Annotated in this window: 17 protein-coding genes and 1 tRNA gene; 4 read left to right on the top strand and 14 right to left on the bottom strand. The window is 61.7% G+C overall.

Annotated features, from left to right (window positions below; translation table 11 throughout):
* Positions 1-22 precede the first annotated feature (22 nt).
* From FIU86_RS19785 to tsaD, 8 genes are all read right to left on the bottom strand, one after another.
* Positions 23-1033: a flagellin gene (locus FIU86_RS19785; RefSeq protein WP_152476760.1), complete on the bottom strand. Its 1011-nt coding sequence runs from the start codon at positions 1031-1033 to the stop codon at positions 23-25.
* Positions 1034-1035: 2 nt separating this feature from the next.
* Positions 1036-2490, bottom strand: coding sequence for a flagellar hook-associated protein FlgK (gene flgK, locus FIU86_RS19780; protein WP_152476758.1), 1455 nt, complete (start codon positions 2488-2490; stop codon positions 1036-1038).
* Positions 2491-2530: 40 nt separating this feature from the next.
* On the bottom strand, positions 2531-3832 hold the full coding sequence (locus FIU86_RS19775; protein WP_254703901.1) for a flagellar hook protein FlgE: 1302 nt from the start codon (positions 3830-3832) through the stop codon (positions 2531-2533).
* Positions 3833-3926: 94 nt separating this feature from the next.
* Positions 3927-4796: a flagellar motor protein MotB gene (locus FIU86_RS19770; protein ID WP_152476754.1), complete on the bottom strand. Its 870-nt coding sequence runs from the start codon at positions 4794-4796 to the stop codon at positions 3927-3929.
* A gap of 322 nt (positions 4797-5118) precedes the next feature.
* Positions 5119-5538, bottom strand: a complete 420-nt coding sequence (locus FIU86_RS19765; protein WP_152476752.1) for an EVE domain-containing protein — start codon at positions 5536-5538, stop codon at positions 5119-5121.
* A gap of 3 nt (positions 5539-5541) precedes the next feature.
* On the bottom strand, positions 5542-5811 hold the full coding sequence (locus FIU86_RS19760; protein ID WP_152476750.1) for a YciI family protein: 270 nt from the start codon (positions 5809-5811) through the stop codon (positions 5542-5544).
* Complete coding sequence (locus FIU86_RS19755; RefSeq protein WP_152476748.1) at positions 5812-6771, bottom strand: NAD(P)H-dependent glycerol-3-phosphate dehydrogenase; 960 nt, start codon at positions 6769-6771, stop codon at positions 5812-5814.
* Positions 6768-7862 carry a tRNA (adenosine(37)-N6)-threonylcarbamoyltransferase complex transferase subunit TsaD gene (gene tsaD / locus FIU86_RS19750; protein WP_152476746.1) on the bottom strand — a complete coding sequence of 365 codons (1095 nt, stop codon included), beginning with the start codon at positions 7860-7862 and terminating at the stop codon, positions 6768-6770. Before tsaD ends, FIU86_RS19755 begins: the two co-directional genes overlap by 4 nt.
* 71 nt (positions 7863-7933) lie before the next feature.
* On the opposite strand from tsaD, the gene FIU86_RS19745 reads away from it, so the two are divergent.
* The 4 genes from FIU86_RS19745 (at position 7934) to FIU86_RS19730 (ending at position 11669) form a co-directional block, all read left to right on the top strand.
* Positions 7934-8665, top strand: a complete 732-nt coding sequence (locus FIU86_RS19745; RefSeq protein WP_152476744.1) for a uroporphyrinogen-III synthase — start codon at positions 7934-7936, stop codon at positions 8663-8665.
* Positions 8666-8712: 47 nt separating this feature from the next.
* Positions 8713-10041 (top strand): COG4223 family protein, encoded by a 1329-nt coding sequence (locus FIU86_RS19740; protein ID WP_152476742.1) that lies wholly within the window; start codon positions 8713-8715, stop codon positions 10039-10041.
* Between the two features lie 19 nt (positions 10042-10060).
* A complete protein-coding gene (locus tag FIU86_RS19735; protein ID WP_152476740.1) occupies positions 10061-11548 on the top strand; it encodes a heme biosynthesis protein HemY in 1488 nt (495 codons plus the stop codon).
* A 45-nt stretch (positions 11549-11593) separates the two neighbouring features.
* A tRNA-Thr gene (locus FIU86_RS19730) sits at positions 11594-11669 on the top strand.
* Between the two features lie 606 nt (positions 11670-12275).
* Here FIU86_RS19730 and FIU86_RS23135 read toward each other — a convergent pair.
* The 6 genes from FIU86_RS23135 to FIU86_RS19705 form a co-directional block, all read right to left on the bottom strand.
* Positions 12276-12449 (bottom strand): HGGxSTG domain-containing protein, encoded by a 174-nt coding sequence (locus tag FIU86_RS23135; protein WP_368373166.1) that lies wholly within the window; start codon positions 12447-12449, stop codon positions 12276-12278.
* 493 nt (positions 12450-12942) lie between these two features.
* Positions 12943-13449 carry a DUF3299 domain-containing protein gene (locus FIU86_RS19725; protein WP_152476738.1) on the bottom strand — a complete coding sequence of 169 codons (507 nt, stop codon included), beginning with the start codon at positions 13447-13449 and terminating at the stop codon, positions 12943-12945.
* Complete coding sequence (locus tag FIU86_RS19720; protein WP_172977560.1) at positions 13440-13952, bottom strand: DUF3299 domain-containing protein; 513 nt, start codon at positions 13950-13952, stop codon at positions 13440-13442. Before FIU86_RS19720 ends, FIU86_RS19725 begins: the two co-directional genes overlap by 10 nt.
* On the bottom strand, positions 13949-15199 hold the full coding sequence (locus FIU86_RS19715; RefSeq protein ID WP_152476736.1) for an ABC transporter permease: 1251 nt from the start codon (positions 15197-15199) through the stop codon (positions 13949-13951). The genes FIU86_RS19720 and FIU86_RS19715 overlap by 4 nt, the downstream gene beginning before the upstream one ends.
* Complete coding sequence (locus tag FIU86_RS19710; RefSeq protein WP_152476734.1) at positions 15196-15885, bottom strand: ABC transporter ATP-binding protein; 690 nt, start codon at positions 15883-15885, stop codon at positions 15196-15198. Before FIU86_RS19710 ends, FIU86_RS19715 begins: the two co-directional genes overlap by 4 nt.
* Positions 15886-15887: 2 nt before the next feature.
* Complete coding sequence (locus tag FIU86_RS19705) at positions 15888-16496, bottom strand: DUF2796 domain-containing protein (RefSeq protein ID WP_152476732.1); 609 nt, start codon at positions 16494-16496, stop codon at positions 15888-15890.
* Positions 16497-16533 lie beyond the last annotated feature (37 nt).

Raw genomic sequence — 16533 nt, 5'->3', positions numbered from 1 at the left:
AGGAACGCGCGCGGAAGAAATGTCATGAAAGGAAATTCACCAGGCTGAGGCGCGAAGACCGCGCGGTTATCGTGTAGAGCGTTTCAAGTTGTGTCTGAACAGCTTCGAGCTGAGTCGCTGTCTGGTAGGGATCGACCTCCAGCAATGCATTTCGAGCGACCTCCAGGCTGGTCAATTCGGAAGTGATGCGGACCGATGCCATCTCAATCCGCTCCTCGGCGAAACCAAGGTTTGCGCGCAGACGCGTTACGCTGTCCTGCCCCGAAAGCGCACCGACACTCAGCGTCTGCAAGAGCTCTTTCGCTTCGCCGGCATTCAGCGTGATGCTTGGATCGTCTGAAAGCGCGGCCACGGCGACATTTTTCAGCACGGTCCGCACCGCGGCATCATCTGCGCGCAACGACAGCGTCACACTTTCCCCTGATCCGAGGTTGAACGGGCTCAGATCGATTGTGCCTCCTTGGTAGATAGAGGTCTCAAACACGCCGCCCGGCGCATCGAAGAAGGTGTCGGCCGCCGCCATCACATCCGCGGCTGTCGTCGCCCCCGACACGGCGCTTCTCAGGTCTGCCAGAAGCGTATCGGCATCGACAAGCGGTGCGGTCGCAACCGCGACCCCTGAAAACACTGCACGCCCCGCCACGCGCGTGTTGAGCGCGGCGACGATGGTTTCAAGCTCGCTTTGCGCCTGGGTCGCAACCGTGCGCGTGTCGCCAGGCGAGGCTGCGGCCGAGGCCAGCGCCATGGTCTCGGCAAGCGCGCCCGCACGGTCCTGGACCGTGTTCATCGCAGCTTGCATAGCGGCCGATTGCGCGCCCACCTCTGCGGCGGTGTTGTCATACCGGTCAAGCAGACGCAGTTCACGCTCGAAGTCGGCAAGCGCAGTGAAATGCCCGTTGAGATGCCGGCGCGTGTCCGTCGTTCGCCCACTGGCAAGTTCTTCGGACAGGCGTGTCAAGTCCTGCTTGATCTGGGCGCTTTGACGCCGCAACAGAAACGTGTGGGCCAGATCGCCCAGGGAAAGCGCATTCATGGTCAGATCCTCAGCAGGGTTTGTATCATGTCGTCGGCAGTCTGGATCATGCGGGCATTTGCACTGTAGGCCTGCTCAATTAGCAAGAGCCGTTGCATTTGTTCATCCGAGTCCACGCCGTTCTGGAGTTCGATATCCTTCAGGCCCGCCCGGCGAGATGCCGCGAAACTCATCGACTGATCTACGGTGATGGCCTGCTGTCCCAAGCGGGACACGAAGCTGGTTGCGTGCCCCGAGAATGAGCGCGCCGTCGCCCCAAGATCGCCCGACGCCATCGCATTCGTCGCGCTGATCGCCGCAGAGAGATCGATGAGCAGGCCCGCATTGCCGGGGGCACCGGGAGCGGTTGCCCCGAGACCATCGCGCAATCGCCATGCCGCGCCGCCCTGGCGAATATCGACCGCGGAGTTCAGCACGATCCTGCCGGCAATGCCGATCTCGCCAGCTGCGGCGAAACTGTTGCCGTTATCCGTGAAAAGGCCGGGGTCACCTGGCGCCCGAGTCGCATCAAGGCCAGCGTCCTGAAAGCGCTCGATCAGGTTGCGCGCCGTGGCATCCACCTGCGTCTGCGCGTCCACGGCGAGGCTGTCGCGTATCTCGAACAATCCGGCGAGGCGCCCGCCCTTGATCGGACTGTTCTCGCCGGAGGACGCGATCTGTACGCCATTGATCTGAAGCCCGGACAAAAGACCGTTAGCCTCGGTCATATGCGCCGCAACCACATTCGAGGGCGAGAAGGAAAGCTCGGCAGGCCGACCGTCGATCAGGACAGCACCGCCGGGCGTGTAAAGTGCCAAGCCACCATTGCCGCGATCGGCGGACCGGACCGGCACGTAGTCCGACAATTCATCGATAACCTGCTGCCGCTGATCTTCGAAAGACGCAGACGGGTGACCGAAGTTTTTGGCGTTCACGATATGCGCATTCAGGGTCTGAACCTGCGACAAGAGCGTGTTCACCCGGTCCACCGCCTGATTGATCTGACCGTCGGCGGCGGTGCGCTCGGCCTCGATACGGCCCGAAATCGCGTTCAGTTTTCCGGCCAGTTCGGCGCCGCGCAACGCGACTTCGCTGAGACGCGCCTCTTCTTCCGGCTTGGACGCAGCGCTTGCCAGGCTGGCCGCGAAGGCGGCAATCCGCGCGGTCAGAGACGATGGCTCGTCTGGCAAGCCCACCTCGCTTTCGAACCGCGCGAGAAACCCGGCCATCGCGTCGTTGTAGCCCAAGGCGCTGTCGGCAAGCCGCCGTTCACTCAGAAGGCCCGCATCGACATTCCGCGTGACAGCGACAACCGACACACCGCCGCCGCGACCATCGCCCTGTGCCGTCAACTCAATGCTGCGCGGCGCGTAGCCATCGGTCAGGATGTTTGCCAGGTTGGTCGAGACCACCCCGGCCGCGCGGGAACTTGCGGTCAGTCCCGTCAGGGCGTTGGACAAAGCCGTGGAAATACTCATCGCGGCACCTCGGTGCTAGGGTAAGATTTCAAGCGCCGGATCAGCGCTTGATATTGGTTGTTTCCTGCAACATCTCGTCAACGGTCTGAATGACCTTGGCGTTGGAGGAATAAGCCCGCTGCGTCTGGATCATGTCCGTCAGCTCACCTGCAACGTCAGTCGCGGATTCCTCGCGGGCAAAGGCGACGACGTCACCTGTCGGGCCATCCCCAGCGTTCCACAGGAAGAACGAGCCGCTTTCGGGCGAGGGAAGATAGGTCTGTTGGTCCATGGCGACCATGCCGTTGGGGTTGGGCAGGTCGACCAACGGCACCTGGTAGATAACCCGCGTGATACCCGTGTCGAATGAGGCATGCACAAAGCCATTTTCATCCACCTCGGCCGAGATCATGTTGCCCACCGGCGAGCCATCCTTGTTGATCGAAAGCGGTGCGAAACTGTCGGACAGTTGCGTCAGACCGTCATTGGCCCCCAACTGCCCGATATTGATCTCCATCGGGCCGCCGGCCACGTTGACAATGATCGAACCCGTGCCGGGATCGTACGCGCCGCCCGAAGTGTCGGTCACGCCAAGCAGCGTGCCGCCTGAGGCGCGCGCGTCATCGAAGCTCAGGGTGTATTCGCCGATCACCGCGCCTCCTTGCGCCGAGTCGGTAAGGACCATCGTCCATTCGTTGGACGACGCCGTGGCCGGGACGGTTGGCGTGAATTCGATCAGGATGTTTTCGGATTTGCCCAGATTGTCGAAGTATTCAATCGACAATTGTTGCGGGTCGCCCGGGGCACCCGCTTCGGTGTCCGTCGCGGGCAGGTTCACGCCAAGATCGATGCTGGTCGTCGGCTCGCCCGTCAGCTGATTGACGTTGATCTGGACCGGCTCAAGTCCGTCGCTGGTATCGCGCGGAAACTCCGGAACCGTGCCATCGGCATTGGCCGGCCAGCCCAGCAGGACCAGACCCGATTCCGTGACCAAGCGCCCTTCGGCATCGGTCCGGAAAGACCCGGTCGTGGTCAAGAGCATCTGGCTCGACCCGTTGCCGACATCCACTTGGCTGGCCAGCGCCACAGGCAACATGCCGCGTCCGCGAACCGCAAGGTCGGTCGGGTTGGAAGTGGACACCAGCGATCCGCGCTCGTCGATCAGCCGCTGAGTCGAGGACCGCACGCCACCGGCCGAATAGCTGCCCCCGTTGGAGGAAATCACCATGGACTGGAAGTCCGCCTCGACCCGCTTGTACCCGTAGGTGGCCGAGTTCGCGATATTGTCGGAAATCGCCGCCAGGCGGGTCGCATTGGAACTGAGACCCGCCACACCGGCATTCAACGAGGATGATATTGTCATGGACACGCCTTTCTGCTGCATCGAATGTCTTCAATGCCCAGAACTAGACGCTGCGATTTAACAGGCCGCTAACAGATAAAATTCTGCCTACTTCCTATTGATCAGATCTCAAAAGGATCACTTCAAGCCGGTTGTTCCGGATCGAAAGCGCGTTCTCATGGGCCGGCTCGCGGTCCGCGTGTCCGGTAACGCGGTTCATTCGCGGTGCCAATACCTGCTCGGACTCCAGCAATTCACGCATTTGGTCGGCACGCGCCATCGACAGGGACCATACGGGATTTTCGGCGCGCACGACAGGCACGGCGCTGGTATGCCCTTCAATCGCAACTCGGTTCTCGACCAGCCTTGCAACAGACCCGACCATCTTGGCGATTTCGCGCAGAAGAGGCGTCGGCTCGTCGCTGTCCGGCTTAAAGAGTTCCGCATTCTCCAAATCGAAAATTTCAATGACCAAGCCCTCATCCGTGACCTGGGTCACGATATGCCGCCTGGTTTCCTTCGAGACGGTGCTTTCCCCGCCCCGCCCCATCAACATTTCCTCGATCTTGCTGAAACTGGCGGTATCCTGTGCCTCTGCCTCAAGGTCGGTGCTTTCTGCACGGCCGTCTTCGCTGACACCGATTTCACCGCGGGCCTGGCGGGCCTCGGTCGGGCGCTGGTTTGTGGCACCCGTCCCGTTCTGTGGCAGTGTCTCTTCGGAAAATACGCTTTCTCCGCCGAAACTTCCGTCTCCACCGCCCGATACGCGATTGATCGGAATCGTCGGGCTGAAGTAATCCGCAATACCTTTTCGTTGTTGTTCCGTCGTCGCATTCAACAGCCACATCAAAAGGAAAAACGCCATCATCGCCGTGACGAAGTCCGCATACGCGACCTTCCAGGCACCGCCATGATGCCCGTCACCACCCGTGACCTTTTTCCGTTTGATGATGACTGGCGCGGCATTGTCACCAGACGCACTCATCTCACCACCTATTTACTCACCCGAAACAATCGTTAGCAGACCAGGTCTTACTCGGCTGTTAACAGATCAATTTGTCCGCTTTATCGGGTCGCGCATCGCTGCCGGGCAACCACGGCATTTTAGTGAAATGCCTTGCATTCGGTTTTTGTGAATCGGGTCAGAAAGTGATATCCGTCTCAGGATCGCGCCAGTATGGCCGAAACCATTTCCAGAGACACGTGTGGTGCGTAGGGAGCACGTGGGGCAACGGAGGGTATCGGTCGATACGCGCGATACCCTCCGTACGAACTCACGCAGTTATCTCCGCCGAAGTGCCAAACGGCTACGCGGTCAGACCCGCAATTTCACAGACGATCTTCCATTCGTCAGCGGTTACAGGCTGCACCGACAAACGTGAGTTTCGCACCAGTACCATCTCCGACAGACGGGGATCCTGCTTGATCATATCGAGCGTCACCGGCGTTTTTGCTGCTTCCAGAGCCTTGATATCCACACACTCCCAGCGGTCGTCGTCGGTCGTGCTGTCGGGATGCGCCTCGGCAATCACCTCGACGGTACCGACCACCGCCTTTTCCGTCTGGCTATGGTAGAAAAAACCCCGGTCGCCGACCGCCATCTCGCGCATGAAATTCCGTGCCTGGTAATTCCGCACGCCGTCCCACTCCTCGCCTGCCTCCGCCTTGGCGACCTGCTGGTCCCAGCTCCATGTGGACGGCTCGGATTTGAACAGCCAATAGCGCATGGGTCAGATCACCTTGTTCCACGGAATCAGCTCGACACTTTCGAACAGATCCGCAGCCTTGTACGGGTCTTTCGCGGCCCATTCCTCGGCCTGTGCCATATTTTCCACCTCCAACACCACCAGCGACCCGATCATGCCGCCATCGGCATTCAGCAGTGGACCGGCTTGGCTCACGACGCCGCTTTCCTTCAGATAGGCCACGTGACTGTCGCGATTATCAAGACGCGTTTGCAGGGCGCCGGGCTTGTCCCGGGCAATCAGGGCGATCAGCATTCATTCTTCCTTCAATGGTCTTTGCAGAAGCTTATCCATTGCGTCGCGCACGTTCAATTCGCCGCGCACCAGCCCGGTCACGACATGTGTGATGGGCAGGTCCAGCCCGGCATCTCGTGCGATCTCTTCAAGCGCCTGCGCAGTCGCCGCGCCTTCGACCGTCAGGCCGGTGTCAAAGGTCTCGCCCGCGCCGATACTTTGGCCGAACCGGTAATTGCGCGATTGTTCCGACGTGCAGGTCAGCACCAGGTCGCCAAAGCCTGAAAGCCCTGCCAGGGTGTCGGCGTTGGCACCATATGTCTCCGCGACTTTGACAAGTTCTGCGAACCCGCGCGTCATCAACGCTGCACGCGCGCTCTCCCCCAACCCGGCGCCGATCGCGACGCCGCAGGCAATCGCGATCACGTTCTTCAGCGCGCCACCAAGTTCGGCGCCCGTCACGTCCGTGGTGCGATAGAGCCTGATGTTCGGCGTTGATAGCCGCGCTTGCAGGTGTTCGCCCATGGGCTCATCCGCGCAGGCGAGCGTCAGCGCGGTTGGCAAACCCTTTGCAATATCCTGCGCAAAAGACGGTCCGGTCAGAATGGCCGGAACGGCATCACCTACATGCTCGGCAATGACCTGCGTCGGTCTCAGGCCAGTGCCCCGCTCCATGCCCTTGCAACAGGCCACCACGGGTTTGCCCGCAAGTTTCGAACCATGCGATTTCAGGAATGCACGCAGCTTTTGGGCCGGAACAGAGACAAGAACAATATCGGCGTCTGCAAGGCATGCAAGATCCGTGGATACCGTGACGGCTTGCGGCAGGGTGATCTCTGGCAGGCGACGCGCGTTTTGCCGCGTCGCCTGCATTTCTTTCACATGATCTTTGTCCCGAGCCCACAACACAACCGGCCCGTTGCGTGCCAGCGATACCGCAAGGGCCGTACCGAATGCACCGGCGCCGATCACCGCGATCATGCCTTTGCCCCTTTCTTTCCGCCGCCTAGCAGGGACGGACTGTGTTGATCCAAAGGCCAGCGCGGGCGCGCCGCCAACGTCATATCGTCAATGCGCCCGGCCGAGAAGAGTTCCCCGCCTGCATAGGCGATCATCGCGGCGTTGTCGGTACAAAGGGACAGCGGCGGAGCGACAAAAGAAACGCCGAATTCGGCGGCAACAGTCTCTAATCCTGCCCTGATCTCGGAGTTTGCCGCCACACCACCGGCCACCGCCAGCGAGGGGGCCTCCGGCAGGGCCCCGCGCGCCTCTGTCAGGGCGCGGCGTGTCTTCTCTTGCAACACATCGGCTACCGCTCGTTGGAATCCGGCGCATAGATCGGCGCGGTCCTGCCGGGTCAGCCCGCCTTTTTCCGCGATCACCGAGTCCCTCGCACGCAACAACGCGGTTTTCAGACCCGAGAACGACATATCGCACCCTGGCCGGTCCAGCAGGGGGCGCGGAAACCGGAACCTCGCGGCATCGCCATCCAGCGCCTCACGCTCGATCGCCGGCCCGCCGGGCTGGCCAAGGCCAAGAAGACGGGCGGACTTGTCGAATGCCTCGCCCGGTGCATCGTCGATTGTACCACCCAGTCGCGTGAAATCATCACAGCCCTCGACCAAGAGAAACTGACAATGCCCGCCCGACACCAGGAGCATGACGTAAGGAAAGGGCAGGCCGTCGGTCAGCCGCGGTGTCAGCGCATGACCCGCAAGATGGTTGACACCGACCAACGGAATACACCGCGCGGCGGCAATTGCCTTCGCCGTCGTGACGCCGCACAGCACTCCACCGATTAGGCCTGGCCCCGCCGTTGCCGCCACCAAAGTCACTTCGCCGAGGGTCCTATTGGCCTGAAACAGAGCCTGTTTGACCGCGGCATCCAGTTTTTCGGCATGGGCGCGGGCGGCAATCTCGGGGACGATTCCGCCGAACGCATCGTGCAGCGCGTCCTGCCCCAGTACGACCGAGGACAAGATCTCGGAATGCTCCGCGGACATGGACACGACCGCGGCTGCCGTGTCGTCACAGCTGCTTTCCAATCCAAGGATCACCAGGGTATCGGTCATCTTACGCCCGTTGCGCCAAGCCTTCTTGGCAGGTAACACCGCAAGGACGCACAAACAACTCCGGAGCGTACATGCCGGCGCTGATCCTGATCACGAGACCTGTCGACGCGGCCAAGGCGTTTGCCGCGACAGTGCAGGCCGAGTTGGGATCGGGGGCTGATATCTGCATCGCACCCATTTTAGAAATTCAGCTTTTGCCCGATCTGCCAGATCTTGCGCCTTTTCCCACGCTGATCTTCACTTCCGCCCATGCGGTCGCCAGCTTTGCCAGGGCCACATCAGCGCGTGGTTTCACCTGTTACACCGTGGGCAGGGCCACCGCCGAAAAGGCGATGGACTGCGGCCTGTCTCCCATCGTCGGGCCCGGAACCGGCCTGGACCTTGCGAAACGGATAGTGCGCGACGCGCCCGCGACGCCCTGTCTGCACCTGCGCGGTGATCACGTGGCTTTTGACATCGCAAAGTACCTCAATTCTGCTGGAATAGACACTGATGAAGCGACGGTCTATCGCCAGCTTTCCGTACCCTTGCCGGACGCGGCCCTCACCCGGATCATGCAGGCGGATGCGGTCATCGCCCCTGTTTTTTCCCCGCGCAGTGCCCAGCTTTTGCTAGATGCGCTTCCAAAAGGCGCTAACTTGCACGTCGCGGCAATCAGCGACGCCGCAGCCGGGGTCTTCGCCCCGGATGATGCGGTCCGGATCGAAGTCGCCCAGTCACCCGACAGGCAGTCCATGCTGGCCTGTACAGCAACACTATGGTCTCGTGCCAACCGGCTTGAGGGCAGGAGCAGCCCACAGTAAGCTCGGTTCACCGGGCACTAGCGGCAAGATTCGAAAGAGGTTTTCAAGTGGCAAAGAAACCATCGTCCAAGGGGAAGAACGCCTTCGACAAGGATACGTCGCAAGCGGACGAGACTTCCGAAGCAAAAAACGAGGCCACTGAAAACTCCGAAGAGACGTCGCAGGAGAACGGCAAAACCGACACCGCTTCGGACGTTTCGGATGCGCCTGAGGTCACGCCTTCTGACGAACAAGCCGGCGGCGACGACGACGACGCAAACGAGCCGATCGCGCAGGAAGATCCTGCCGGTCCGGACGAAACGCCGGAAGAGACCGCCGACGAGGCCAAACCAGAAGATACGCCCCAGCAGAGCGACACGGCGGATCACGCAACCGACACCTACACGGCCACAGCTCTGCCCGCCACGACCCAGCAACCGGCCAAGGGACCGGGCGCCGCTGCACTCATATTGGGCGGCGTCGTTGCCGGCGCGATCGGCTTCGCCGCGGCCTATTTTGGCCTGGCGCAGACCGAGCCCGTGCGGGACGAGGTGCTTGCCAGCGAAGTCAGCGATCTTGGCCAGCGTGTCGACGACCAGGCCGGCACCATCGAGTCGCTTTCCGAGAAAGTCGGCGGAATCACCAACACCGACGACTCCGCGCTTGAGGCCCAGATCGAGGCGCTTGGCACCCTGTCCGAACGCGTCGCCCAGGCCGAGGACACGCTGGACGCGATTGATGCGCGGCTTCGCGACGTCGAACAGCGCCCGGTCACCGAAAGCGCCGATCCCGCGGCCATCGCCGCCTACGAGGCTGAACTTGACGCCGCCCGCCAAGAGCTGGCGGCCCAGCGCGAGGATCTGCAAGCCCTGATCGAGCAGGCGATGAACACCGAGACCGCCGCAGACGAAGCCGCGGTCGCCGCGATGCAACGTGCCGCGATCAGCCGGATCCTCGCCGCACTCGACAATGGCGCGGGTTTCACGGGTGCCGTGACCGAGCTGCAGGACACAGATGTCGATGTGCCCGAAATCCTCGTATCGACAGCGGACTCCGGTGTCGCCACACTGTCGAGCCTTCAGGAAAGCTTTCCCGAGTCGGCTCGCGCCGCGCTCGACGCATCACGTGATGTGACCGGCGAAGGCACGGGTCTGTCGGGCTTTCTGCGGGATCAGTTGGGCGCGCGTTCCCTTGAACCGCGCGAAGGCGACGACCCCGACGCCGTGCTATCCCGTGCCGAAGCCGCGATCCGCGATGGTCGGCTACAGGACGCACTGGCTGAATTAGCGGCGTTGCCAGAAGAAGGCCGTGCCGAGTTGTCCGACTGGGTCGGGCGGGCGACTGAACGGCGCGAGGCATTGGGCGCGGCCCAATCGCTAAGCGAGACATTGAATTAACGCCGGGGGAAGTCAAAGAATGTTGTGGTCCATAATCAAGATTGTCCTCTTCATCGGCCTCGTCGCCGCGGCCAGCTGGGGGGCGATCTACCTGCTGGAACTCGACGGCGGCGTGCGGATCGTGATGGCCGGACAGGAATTCAACCTGACCCCGCTCATGGCGGTGATCGCGCTTGTCCTTCTGGTGGTTGCCGTCTGGCTTATCCTCAAGATCGCGTCGCTGCTGGTCGCGGTGCTGCGCTTTATCAACGGCGATGACACGGCGCTGTCCCGCTATTTCCAGCGCAACCGCCAGGAAAAGGGCTATCAGGCGCTGTCCGAAGGTCTCATGGCGCTGGCGTCGGGCGAAGGCGACATTGCCATGGCCAAGGCTGGCAAGGCCGAACGTTATCTCAAAAAGCCCGCGCTCACCAACCTGATCACCGCGCAAGCCGCCGAGATGTCCGGCAATCGCCGCAAGGCTGAGGAAACCTACAAGCGTCTGCTGACAAACGAAAAGACCCGTTTCGTCGGCGTTCGTGGCATCCTGCGTCAGAAACTCGCCGATGGCGAAACCGAGACTGCACTGAAGCTGGCCAAGACTGCGTTTACGCTCAAGCCCAAGCACGAGGAAGTACAGGACACGCTGCTGAAACTTCAGGCCCAGACCGGCGACTGGAAAGGCGCGCGCGAAACGCTCAGCGCCAAGCTGAAATCCGGTAACCTCCCGCGTGACGTCCATCGCCGCCGCGATGCGGTACTGGCCCTGTCTGAGGCGCGTGACATCCTTGACGACGGCAAGAGCATCGAGGCGCGCGAGGCCGCCATTCAGGCGAACCGCCTGTCGCCCGATCTGGTCCCGGCCGCCGTTCTGACCGCGCGCGGCTACATCGAACAGGGCAACAAGCGCAACGCCACCCGCGTGATCAAGAAGGCATGGGATGCCCAACCCCATCCAGACCTGGCCGCCGCCTTCGCCGAGATCGAACCCGAAGAGACGCCGCAGGCCCGGATCAAGCGCTTTTCGAAGCTGCTCAAGATCCATCCCGATCATCGCGAAACCCGCCTGATCGACGCCGAGCTACATCTCGCCGCCGAGGATTTCCCCGCCGCTCGCCGCGCGCTGGGCGATCTGGCCGAGGTCGACCCCGATGCGCGTGCGCTGACGATAATGGCCGCCATCGAACGGGGCGAAGGGGCGTCGGACAGCGTGGTCAAGGGCTGGCTTGCACGCGCCTTGTCAGCGCCGCGCGGTCCGCAGTGGGTCTGCAACAACTGCCACCACATCCACGCGGAGTGGGCGCCGTCCTGCGATAACTGCCATGCCTTCGACACGCTCAGTTGGCAGGCGCCTCCGGCGTCCTCGGTGTCGTCTGCCACGGGGATCGAAATGCTGCCCCTGATCATAGGCTCTGTCGAGGATCACACCACGTCTAACGAAACCATTGACGAGGATGATAAGTCCACGGCGGACATTGATGATGCCGAAATTGTCGACGAACCAAAGCCGGCAGAGTCGGAAAAATAGCTCTTTTCGGATACGAATTGGAGTGCTATAGCCGCGCTCCACGGGGCCGCTGTAGCTCAGCTGGTAGAGCACGTCATTCGTAATGATGGGGTCGGGGGTTCGAGTCCCTTCAGCGGCACCACAATCGTCCAGTAGACCACTGAGAAGGTTCGATTTCTCTGCTGGATGTTTGACTTTATTCCCTTAAATATCCACCCTTTCATTGTCGCTGGCGCGACCTGTTAAGCGCGCTGTCCGACGAAAATTCGTCTCAAGTGGTAACACGTGGCTGAGAGCGGTGTTTATCTGCTGGGAAAGGACACGTCCTGGAAGGCGCAAGAATTGGATAGTATCGTTGACGAGTTCAGCTTCGGCGGCTTGGACCGTAGTCTCTTCCAAAAGTAAGGCGATAGGTTAAACCGTTGGAAGCTGCTCGGCGGCTGCTTTAAATCCCGTGCAGGTGCTGAAGAGGTCATCGGTCGTGCCATTCACGCAAAAATGTCGAGGGTGTTTGGGACAGCGTAGCTGGCGATTGCGGGAATGGACCTTTGCGAACTTCTGTGGACCGCTCTTGGACCCGTCGCGGGATAGTGCAGCTCCAATTACCACGTATCGTGTCGCGAAAGAGAACGCATATGGCATTGATCTGTGAAGGGTTCACCGCCGGAGCTGTTGTATTCATACTTTCTTAGGAGTTAACGATCTGCCAGACCCTCTCCGCACTCGGCTTTTCGCAGGATAGCTTCTATCATCTCGATTGGCTCCAACGCTCATGCTGAACTGCGCGGACGCGTTCGCGCCCTTCTTTCGTTTTTGGCCCCGTGCTCAGGCCACCATGAATTCGGCAGCGTCGCTTTCCTGCAACTACCGGCTCTTCACATAGTTCACCTGTCTTGGATTTTGCGCCACATGCGGGACGCAAGTCCTCGGCAAGGGGGGCGCCATTATCGTCCAGCCCTAACTCGCGAAAACGCAAACACCCAGACTTTTTACATTGCAAGCAAGCTAGTCTGCGATGTTTTGAAGAATGAGCCGTAGCTGGGCAAAGACGTGCCGCGCGTATTCCCGGAGTACGTTTGCGAAGCTCGGCTACAAGCCTTTCGTACCGCGAAATTTAAGCTTCATCATCCATTATGACGTCATCATTTATCAACATTCGACTAAGACCCAAAACCGATCATACTCTAATCATCTCTAGGTGCCTATATTGTGTAGCTAAACGCGGCAAGCATTAACGCCAGAGTGACTGCGGTCTCGGTCCATAGCCAATCTACGTGTCATTCAGAGCGAATGTCTGCTTTGGTCGGAATGACGAGACCGGTCCTGAAGTGTGATTCCTGAGTTTTGATGCGACGGACTTCGATCTATGGGCGTTGAAGAATAACTCGTGCCGCTTGATTGTTCTACAATCTCACTTAACGCCTCAAGCTCCGGATCTTTTCCGCGGAAAGTGCATAGCCGATCTCGGCCAGTTGGGTTGATCTCGACGCCGTGCCGAACATGCCGGTGACCGTTACGGGCTCGAACATGCCGGAGCTTTCGAAGGGCGTGCTGGTGGTCACGAAGACAAGCTGGTTGGCCGGCGGCGGGGGCACGTGGACGCAGGCGCCGACATAGGGCACGAGGATGAACGCGGTGACGCCAGTGCCTTCGTGGTCGAGCGGCACGATAAAGCCCGAAAGTTGCACGATCTTGCCGGTCCAGTCGGTGCGAATGCCTGTCGATGGCGGCTGACGCGCGGCCATGCTGCTTTCGTCGTGCGGCAGGATGCCTTGCAGGTTGCCGGGCAGAGACGTGTCGTCCTCGGGCAGAAGGTCGCGCCATTCCAACGCGATCACCGTGTCGGCCAGCGCCTGTCCTGCAAACCCCGATGCGGCGAAGGACAGAAGCAGCGCCCTGCGAGTCAGGCCTTTCACTGCCATTCGTACACCTCGATCCGCTCGGCGGTCATCCGGTATCCGACATCCGCGATCTGCGTCTTCATGGACTTGGCCGAGAGCCGACCAGAGACCCACACCGGGTCCCACAGCGAGTCGCTGGGCCAGGGGGTCTTGGTTGTGACGAAGACAAGTTGGTTCGGCGGCGGCGGCGGCGTGTGGATGCAGGCGCCCACGTAAGGCACCAGCATAAAGCTGGTCACACCTTGCGAAGTGACGTCGAACGGGATGATGTAGCCGGGCAGCTTGACCGCCTTGCCGTTGAGACGGGTGTTCATCCGCCACGCGTTGCGGTCGTATTCAGGCACCCAGGTGTCATTGGCCTCGTCGATCTTGCCGGGGCCGATGATTTCACCATAGGGCACGCCCTTGGGAATCAGGTCTTCCCATATGATTTCCCGGAACGGGTTGGCCATGGCCCGGCCTGGAAGCAGGGTTGCCGAGAGCATGGCCAGGACGGCCCGGCGAGAGGGGTGCGCGCGCTTCATATCCTCACCATCATGCCATCAGACAGCGACAGGCGGTAGGCCCTGAGTGCCGGAAACAGGCTGACAAGCGCCGCCGCGATGATCACACCTGCGAGAGCGGCCAGTTCCCGCCCGGTCGGCGGCGCGATCGGCAGCCAGAGGCCGAAGGCGTTGTCCACCACCGGCTGCGCCACGACCAGCCCGCCGTAGAGCAGCGCGAGGCCCAGCAGTGCGCCCAGGGCGGCCATCAGCGCCGCTTCCAACACCAGCAGGCCCAGGATGGTGGCAGGGCGCGCGCCCATGGCTCGCCAGATCGCCATTTCCCGCCGGCGTTCGTTGAGCGAGGAAAAGATCATCGCCATCATCCCCAGGAGCGCCGTCACCACCACCATCGCCGACACGCCGATCAGCGCGGTCTCGGCCACACCGACGATCTGCCACAGCTCTTGCAAGGCGACGCCGGGCAGGACCGCCAGCAACGGCTCTTCGGGGTAGGTGTTGATCCAGCGTTGCAGGCCAAAGATCTGGAGGCGCGACTTGACCCCGACCAGCGCGGCCGTCACTGCCGACGGCGACAGGTCCATCTGCCGTATCTGCTCGACCGGCGTGCTTTGGCCGGGGATCTGTGCACCGGATTGCCAATCGACATGGATCGCCTCGATGGCCTCCAGGCTGACGATGACTGTCCGGTCCACCGGGGTGCCGGTGCGGTCGATGATGCCCGCCACGCGAAAGGGTTGATCGTCGTGGTGGGTGAAGGACGCAAGGCCGTGCGAGACGACGATCGGGTCGCCCACCGCATAGCCCAGCGTGGCCGCGACCTCGGCGCCGATGACCGCGTCGTAAAGATCATCCAGCCCGTGGCCATCGCCGATCTCCAAGGACCGGCCGCCGCGATACTTGTAGTGCTCGAAAAACGCCTGCGTGGTGCCCATGACCCGGAACTGGCGGTGGCTGTCGCCAAGCGATATCGGCACGATCCAGTCCACCTCGGGCCGGTTGGCGATATCCTGGTAGCTTTCCCAGGTCACGTTGTTGGTGGCGTTGCCGATCCGGAACACGGAATACAGCAACAGCTGAACCGAGCCGGACCGCGCCCCGACGATCAGGTCGGTGCCCGAAATCGTGTCGGCAAAACTGGCCTTGGCACCCGTGCGCACCTTCTCGACGCCAAGAAACAGCGCGACCGACAGGGCGATGGCCAGCACCGTCATGCCGACGGTCAAGGCGCGAGCCATGAGGGAGCCGAAGGCAAGGCGCAGGATCATGCGGCCTGCCTTTCGACAGAGGCGATGTCAGCGAGGCGCACCACGCGGTCGAATCGCGCGCTCAGCCTTTCGTCATGGCTGACCATCAACAGCGACGATCCGGCTGCCGCGATCTGATCGAACAAAAGGCCAAGAAACGCATCCTGCGTCGCCGCATCCAGTGCCGAGGTCGGCTCGTCCGCGACGATCAGGGGCGGCTGGCCGATCAGGGCGCGGGCCACGGCGACCCGCTGTTGCTGACCGACGGAAAGGCGCCCCGCCTTGGCCTCGACAATATCCGAGGGCAGACCAAGTGCCGCGCAGAGCTTTACCGCATCGTCCGCTGCGGCGCGCTTTCTCCGCTCGAGCGCGAACTTCAAAGGCAGCATGATGTTGTCGGAGACACTGGCATAGGGCAGCAGGTTGAACTGCTGGAAGATGACGCCGATCCGCTCGGCCCGGAACCTGTCGCGCGCGCCGGCCCGCAGGGTGGCAAGGTTCGTGCCGGCCAGATCCACCCGGCCGGCATCGGCAGTGACGATCCCGCAGACCAGCGACAGAAGCGTGGACTTCCCCGACCCGCTTTCGCCCAAAAGCAGAACGCTTTCGCCCTGGTCCAGCCGGAACTCCGGCACCGACATTCCGAAAGATGCCCGCCCCGGCCAGCGGAAACGGACGTCTTGCAGGGTCAGGGCCGGGTCTGCCATCGCTACTCGAAAGAGACCTCGGCGGAACCGGGCGTCAGCTCCGCCGTGCCCGCGCCGGTCTCCGTCACGTATTGCACTTCGATTTCTTCGGCATTGGGGAACCGTTCGAAGAACGGGAAGCCCACGCCGGTCAGCGCGTCCTCGTCATCGCAGGCAAAGCCGTAGGTCACGTGAAACTCACTGTGCCGCGCCTCGTCCGCGTGGTCTTCGTGGTCGTGATCGTGCTCTTCGCCTTCGGCGTGGTCGTCGTCGTGCGTGTGGTCATCACCCTCGTGCATGTGCTCGTCGTCATGATCGCCGGTGTGCAGATGGGCCAGAACCTCGGTCAGCCGACACCCCGCGCCTTCGGGCAGCGTCACGATCTCCTCTGGCGTCAGGAATTGCCGGATCGCAGTTGCTACCGCCTCCTTGTCCTCGGCAGAACTCGCCTCGTGCTCAAAGCCGACGATGTCCATGCCAGGCGACAGGATGTTGATCTCGATCGTTCCGTGTTCGACCGCGATTTCGACGGTCGAGACGCCGTGCACATGCGCGTCAAGTTCGCGCGTGTCTTGCGCGATTGCGGGCGCGGCGAGGGTGGTGGTGGCCAGGGCCAGGTGGATCGGTTTCATGACAGGTCCTTTCAGGTTTCATTGATGAAGTCAGACG

It is taken from the genome of Roseovarius sp. THAF9 (assembly GCF_009363715.1).
Lineage (GTDB): Bacteria > Pseudomonadota > Alphaproteobacteria > Rhodobacterales > Rhodobacteraceae > Roseovarius.
Note: the sequence above shows the minus strand (reverse complement) of the source record. Positions and strands in the feature narration are given on the sequence as shown.

Bases quoted from the DNA above. Each gene is read 5' to 3' on its own strand.
- FIU86_RS19785 (WP_152476760.1), bottom strand. From the start codon at position 1,033: ATGAATGCGCTTTCCCTGGGCGATCTGGCCCACACGTTTCTGTTGCGG.
- flgK (WP_152476758.1), bottom strand. From the start codon at position 2,490: ATGAGTATTTCCACGGCTTTGTCCAACGCCCTGACGGGACTGACCGCA.
- FIU86_RS19775 (WP_254703901.1), bottom strand. From the start codon at position 3,832: ATGACAATATCATCCTCGTTGAATGCCGGTGTGGCGGGTCTCAGTTCC.
- FIU86_RS19770 (WP_152476754.1), bottom strand. From the start codon at position 4,796: ATGAGTGCGTCTGGTGACAATGCCGCGCCAGTCATCATCAAACGGAAA.
- FIU86_RS19765 (WP_152476752.1), bottom strand. From the start codon at position 5,538: ATGCGCTATTGGCTGTTCAAATCCGAGCCGTCCACATGGAGCTGGGAC.
- FIU86_RS19760 (WP_152476750.1), bottom strand. From the start codon at position 5,811: ATGCTGATCGCCCTGATTGCCCGGGACAAGCCCGGCGCCCTGCAAACG.
- FIU86_RS19755 (WP_152476748.1), bottom strand. From the start codon at position 6,771: ATGATCGCGGTGATCGGCGCCGGTGCATTCGGTACGGCCCTTGCGGTA.
- tsaD (WP_152476746.1), bottom strand. From the start codon at position 7,862: ATGACCGATACCCTGGTGATCCTTGGATTGGAAAGCAGCTGTGACGAC.
- FIU86_RS19745 (WP_152476744.1), top strand. From the start codon at position 7,934: ATGCCGGCGCTGATCCTGATCACGAGACCTGTCGACGCGGCCAAGGCG.
- FIU86_RS19735 (WP_152476740.1), top strand. From the start codon at position 10,061: ATGTTGTGGTCCATAATCAAGATTGTCCTCTTCATCGGCCTCGTCGCC.
- FIU86_RS19725 (WP_152476738.1), bottom strand. From the start codon at position 13,449: ATGGCAGTGAAAGGCCTGACTCGCAGGGCGCTGCTTCTGTCCTTCGCC.
- FIU86_RS19720 (WP_172977560.1), bottom strand. From the start codon at position 13,952: ATGAAGCGCGCGCACCCCTCTCGCCGGGCCGTCCTGGCCATGCTCTCG.
- FIU86_RS19715 (WP_152476736.1), bottom strand. From the start codon at position 15,199: ATGATCCTGCGCCTTGCCTTCGGCTCCCTCATGGCTCGCGCCTTGACC.
- FIU86_RS19710 (WP_152476734.1), bottom strand. From the start codon at position 15,885: ATGGCAGACCCGGCCCTGACCCTGCAAGACGTCCGTTTCCGCTGGCCG.
- FIU86_RS19705 (WP_152476732.1), bottom strand. From the start codon at position 16,496: ATGAAACCGATCCACCTGGCCCTGGCCACCACCACCCTCGCCGCGCCC.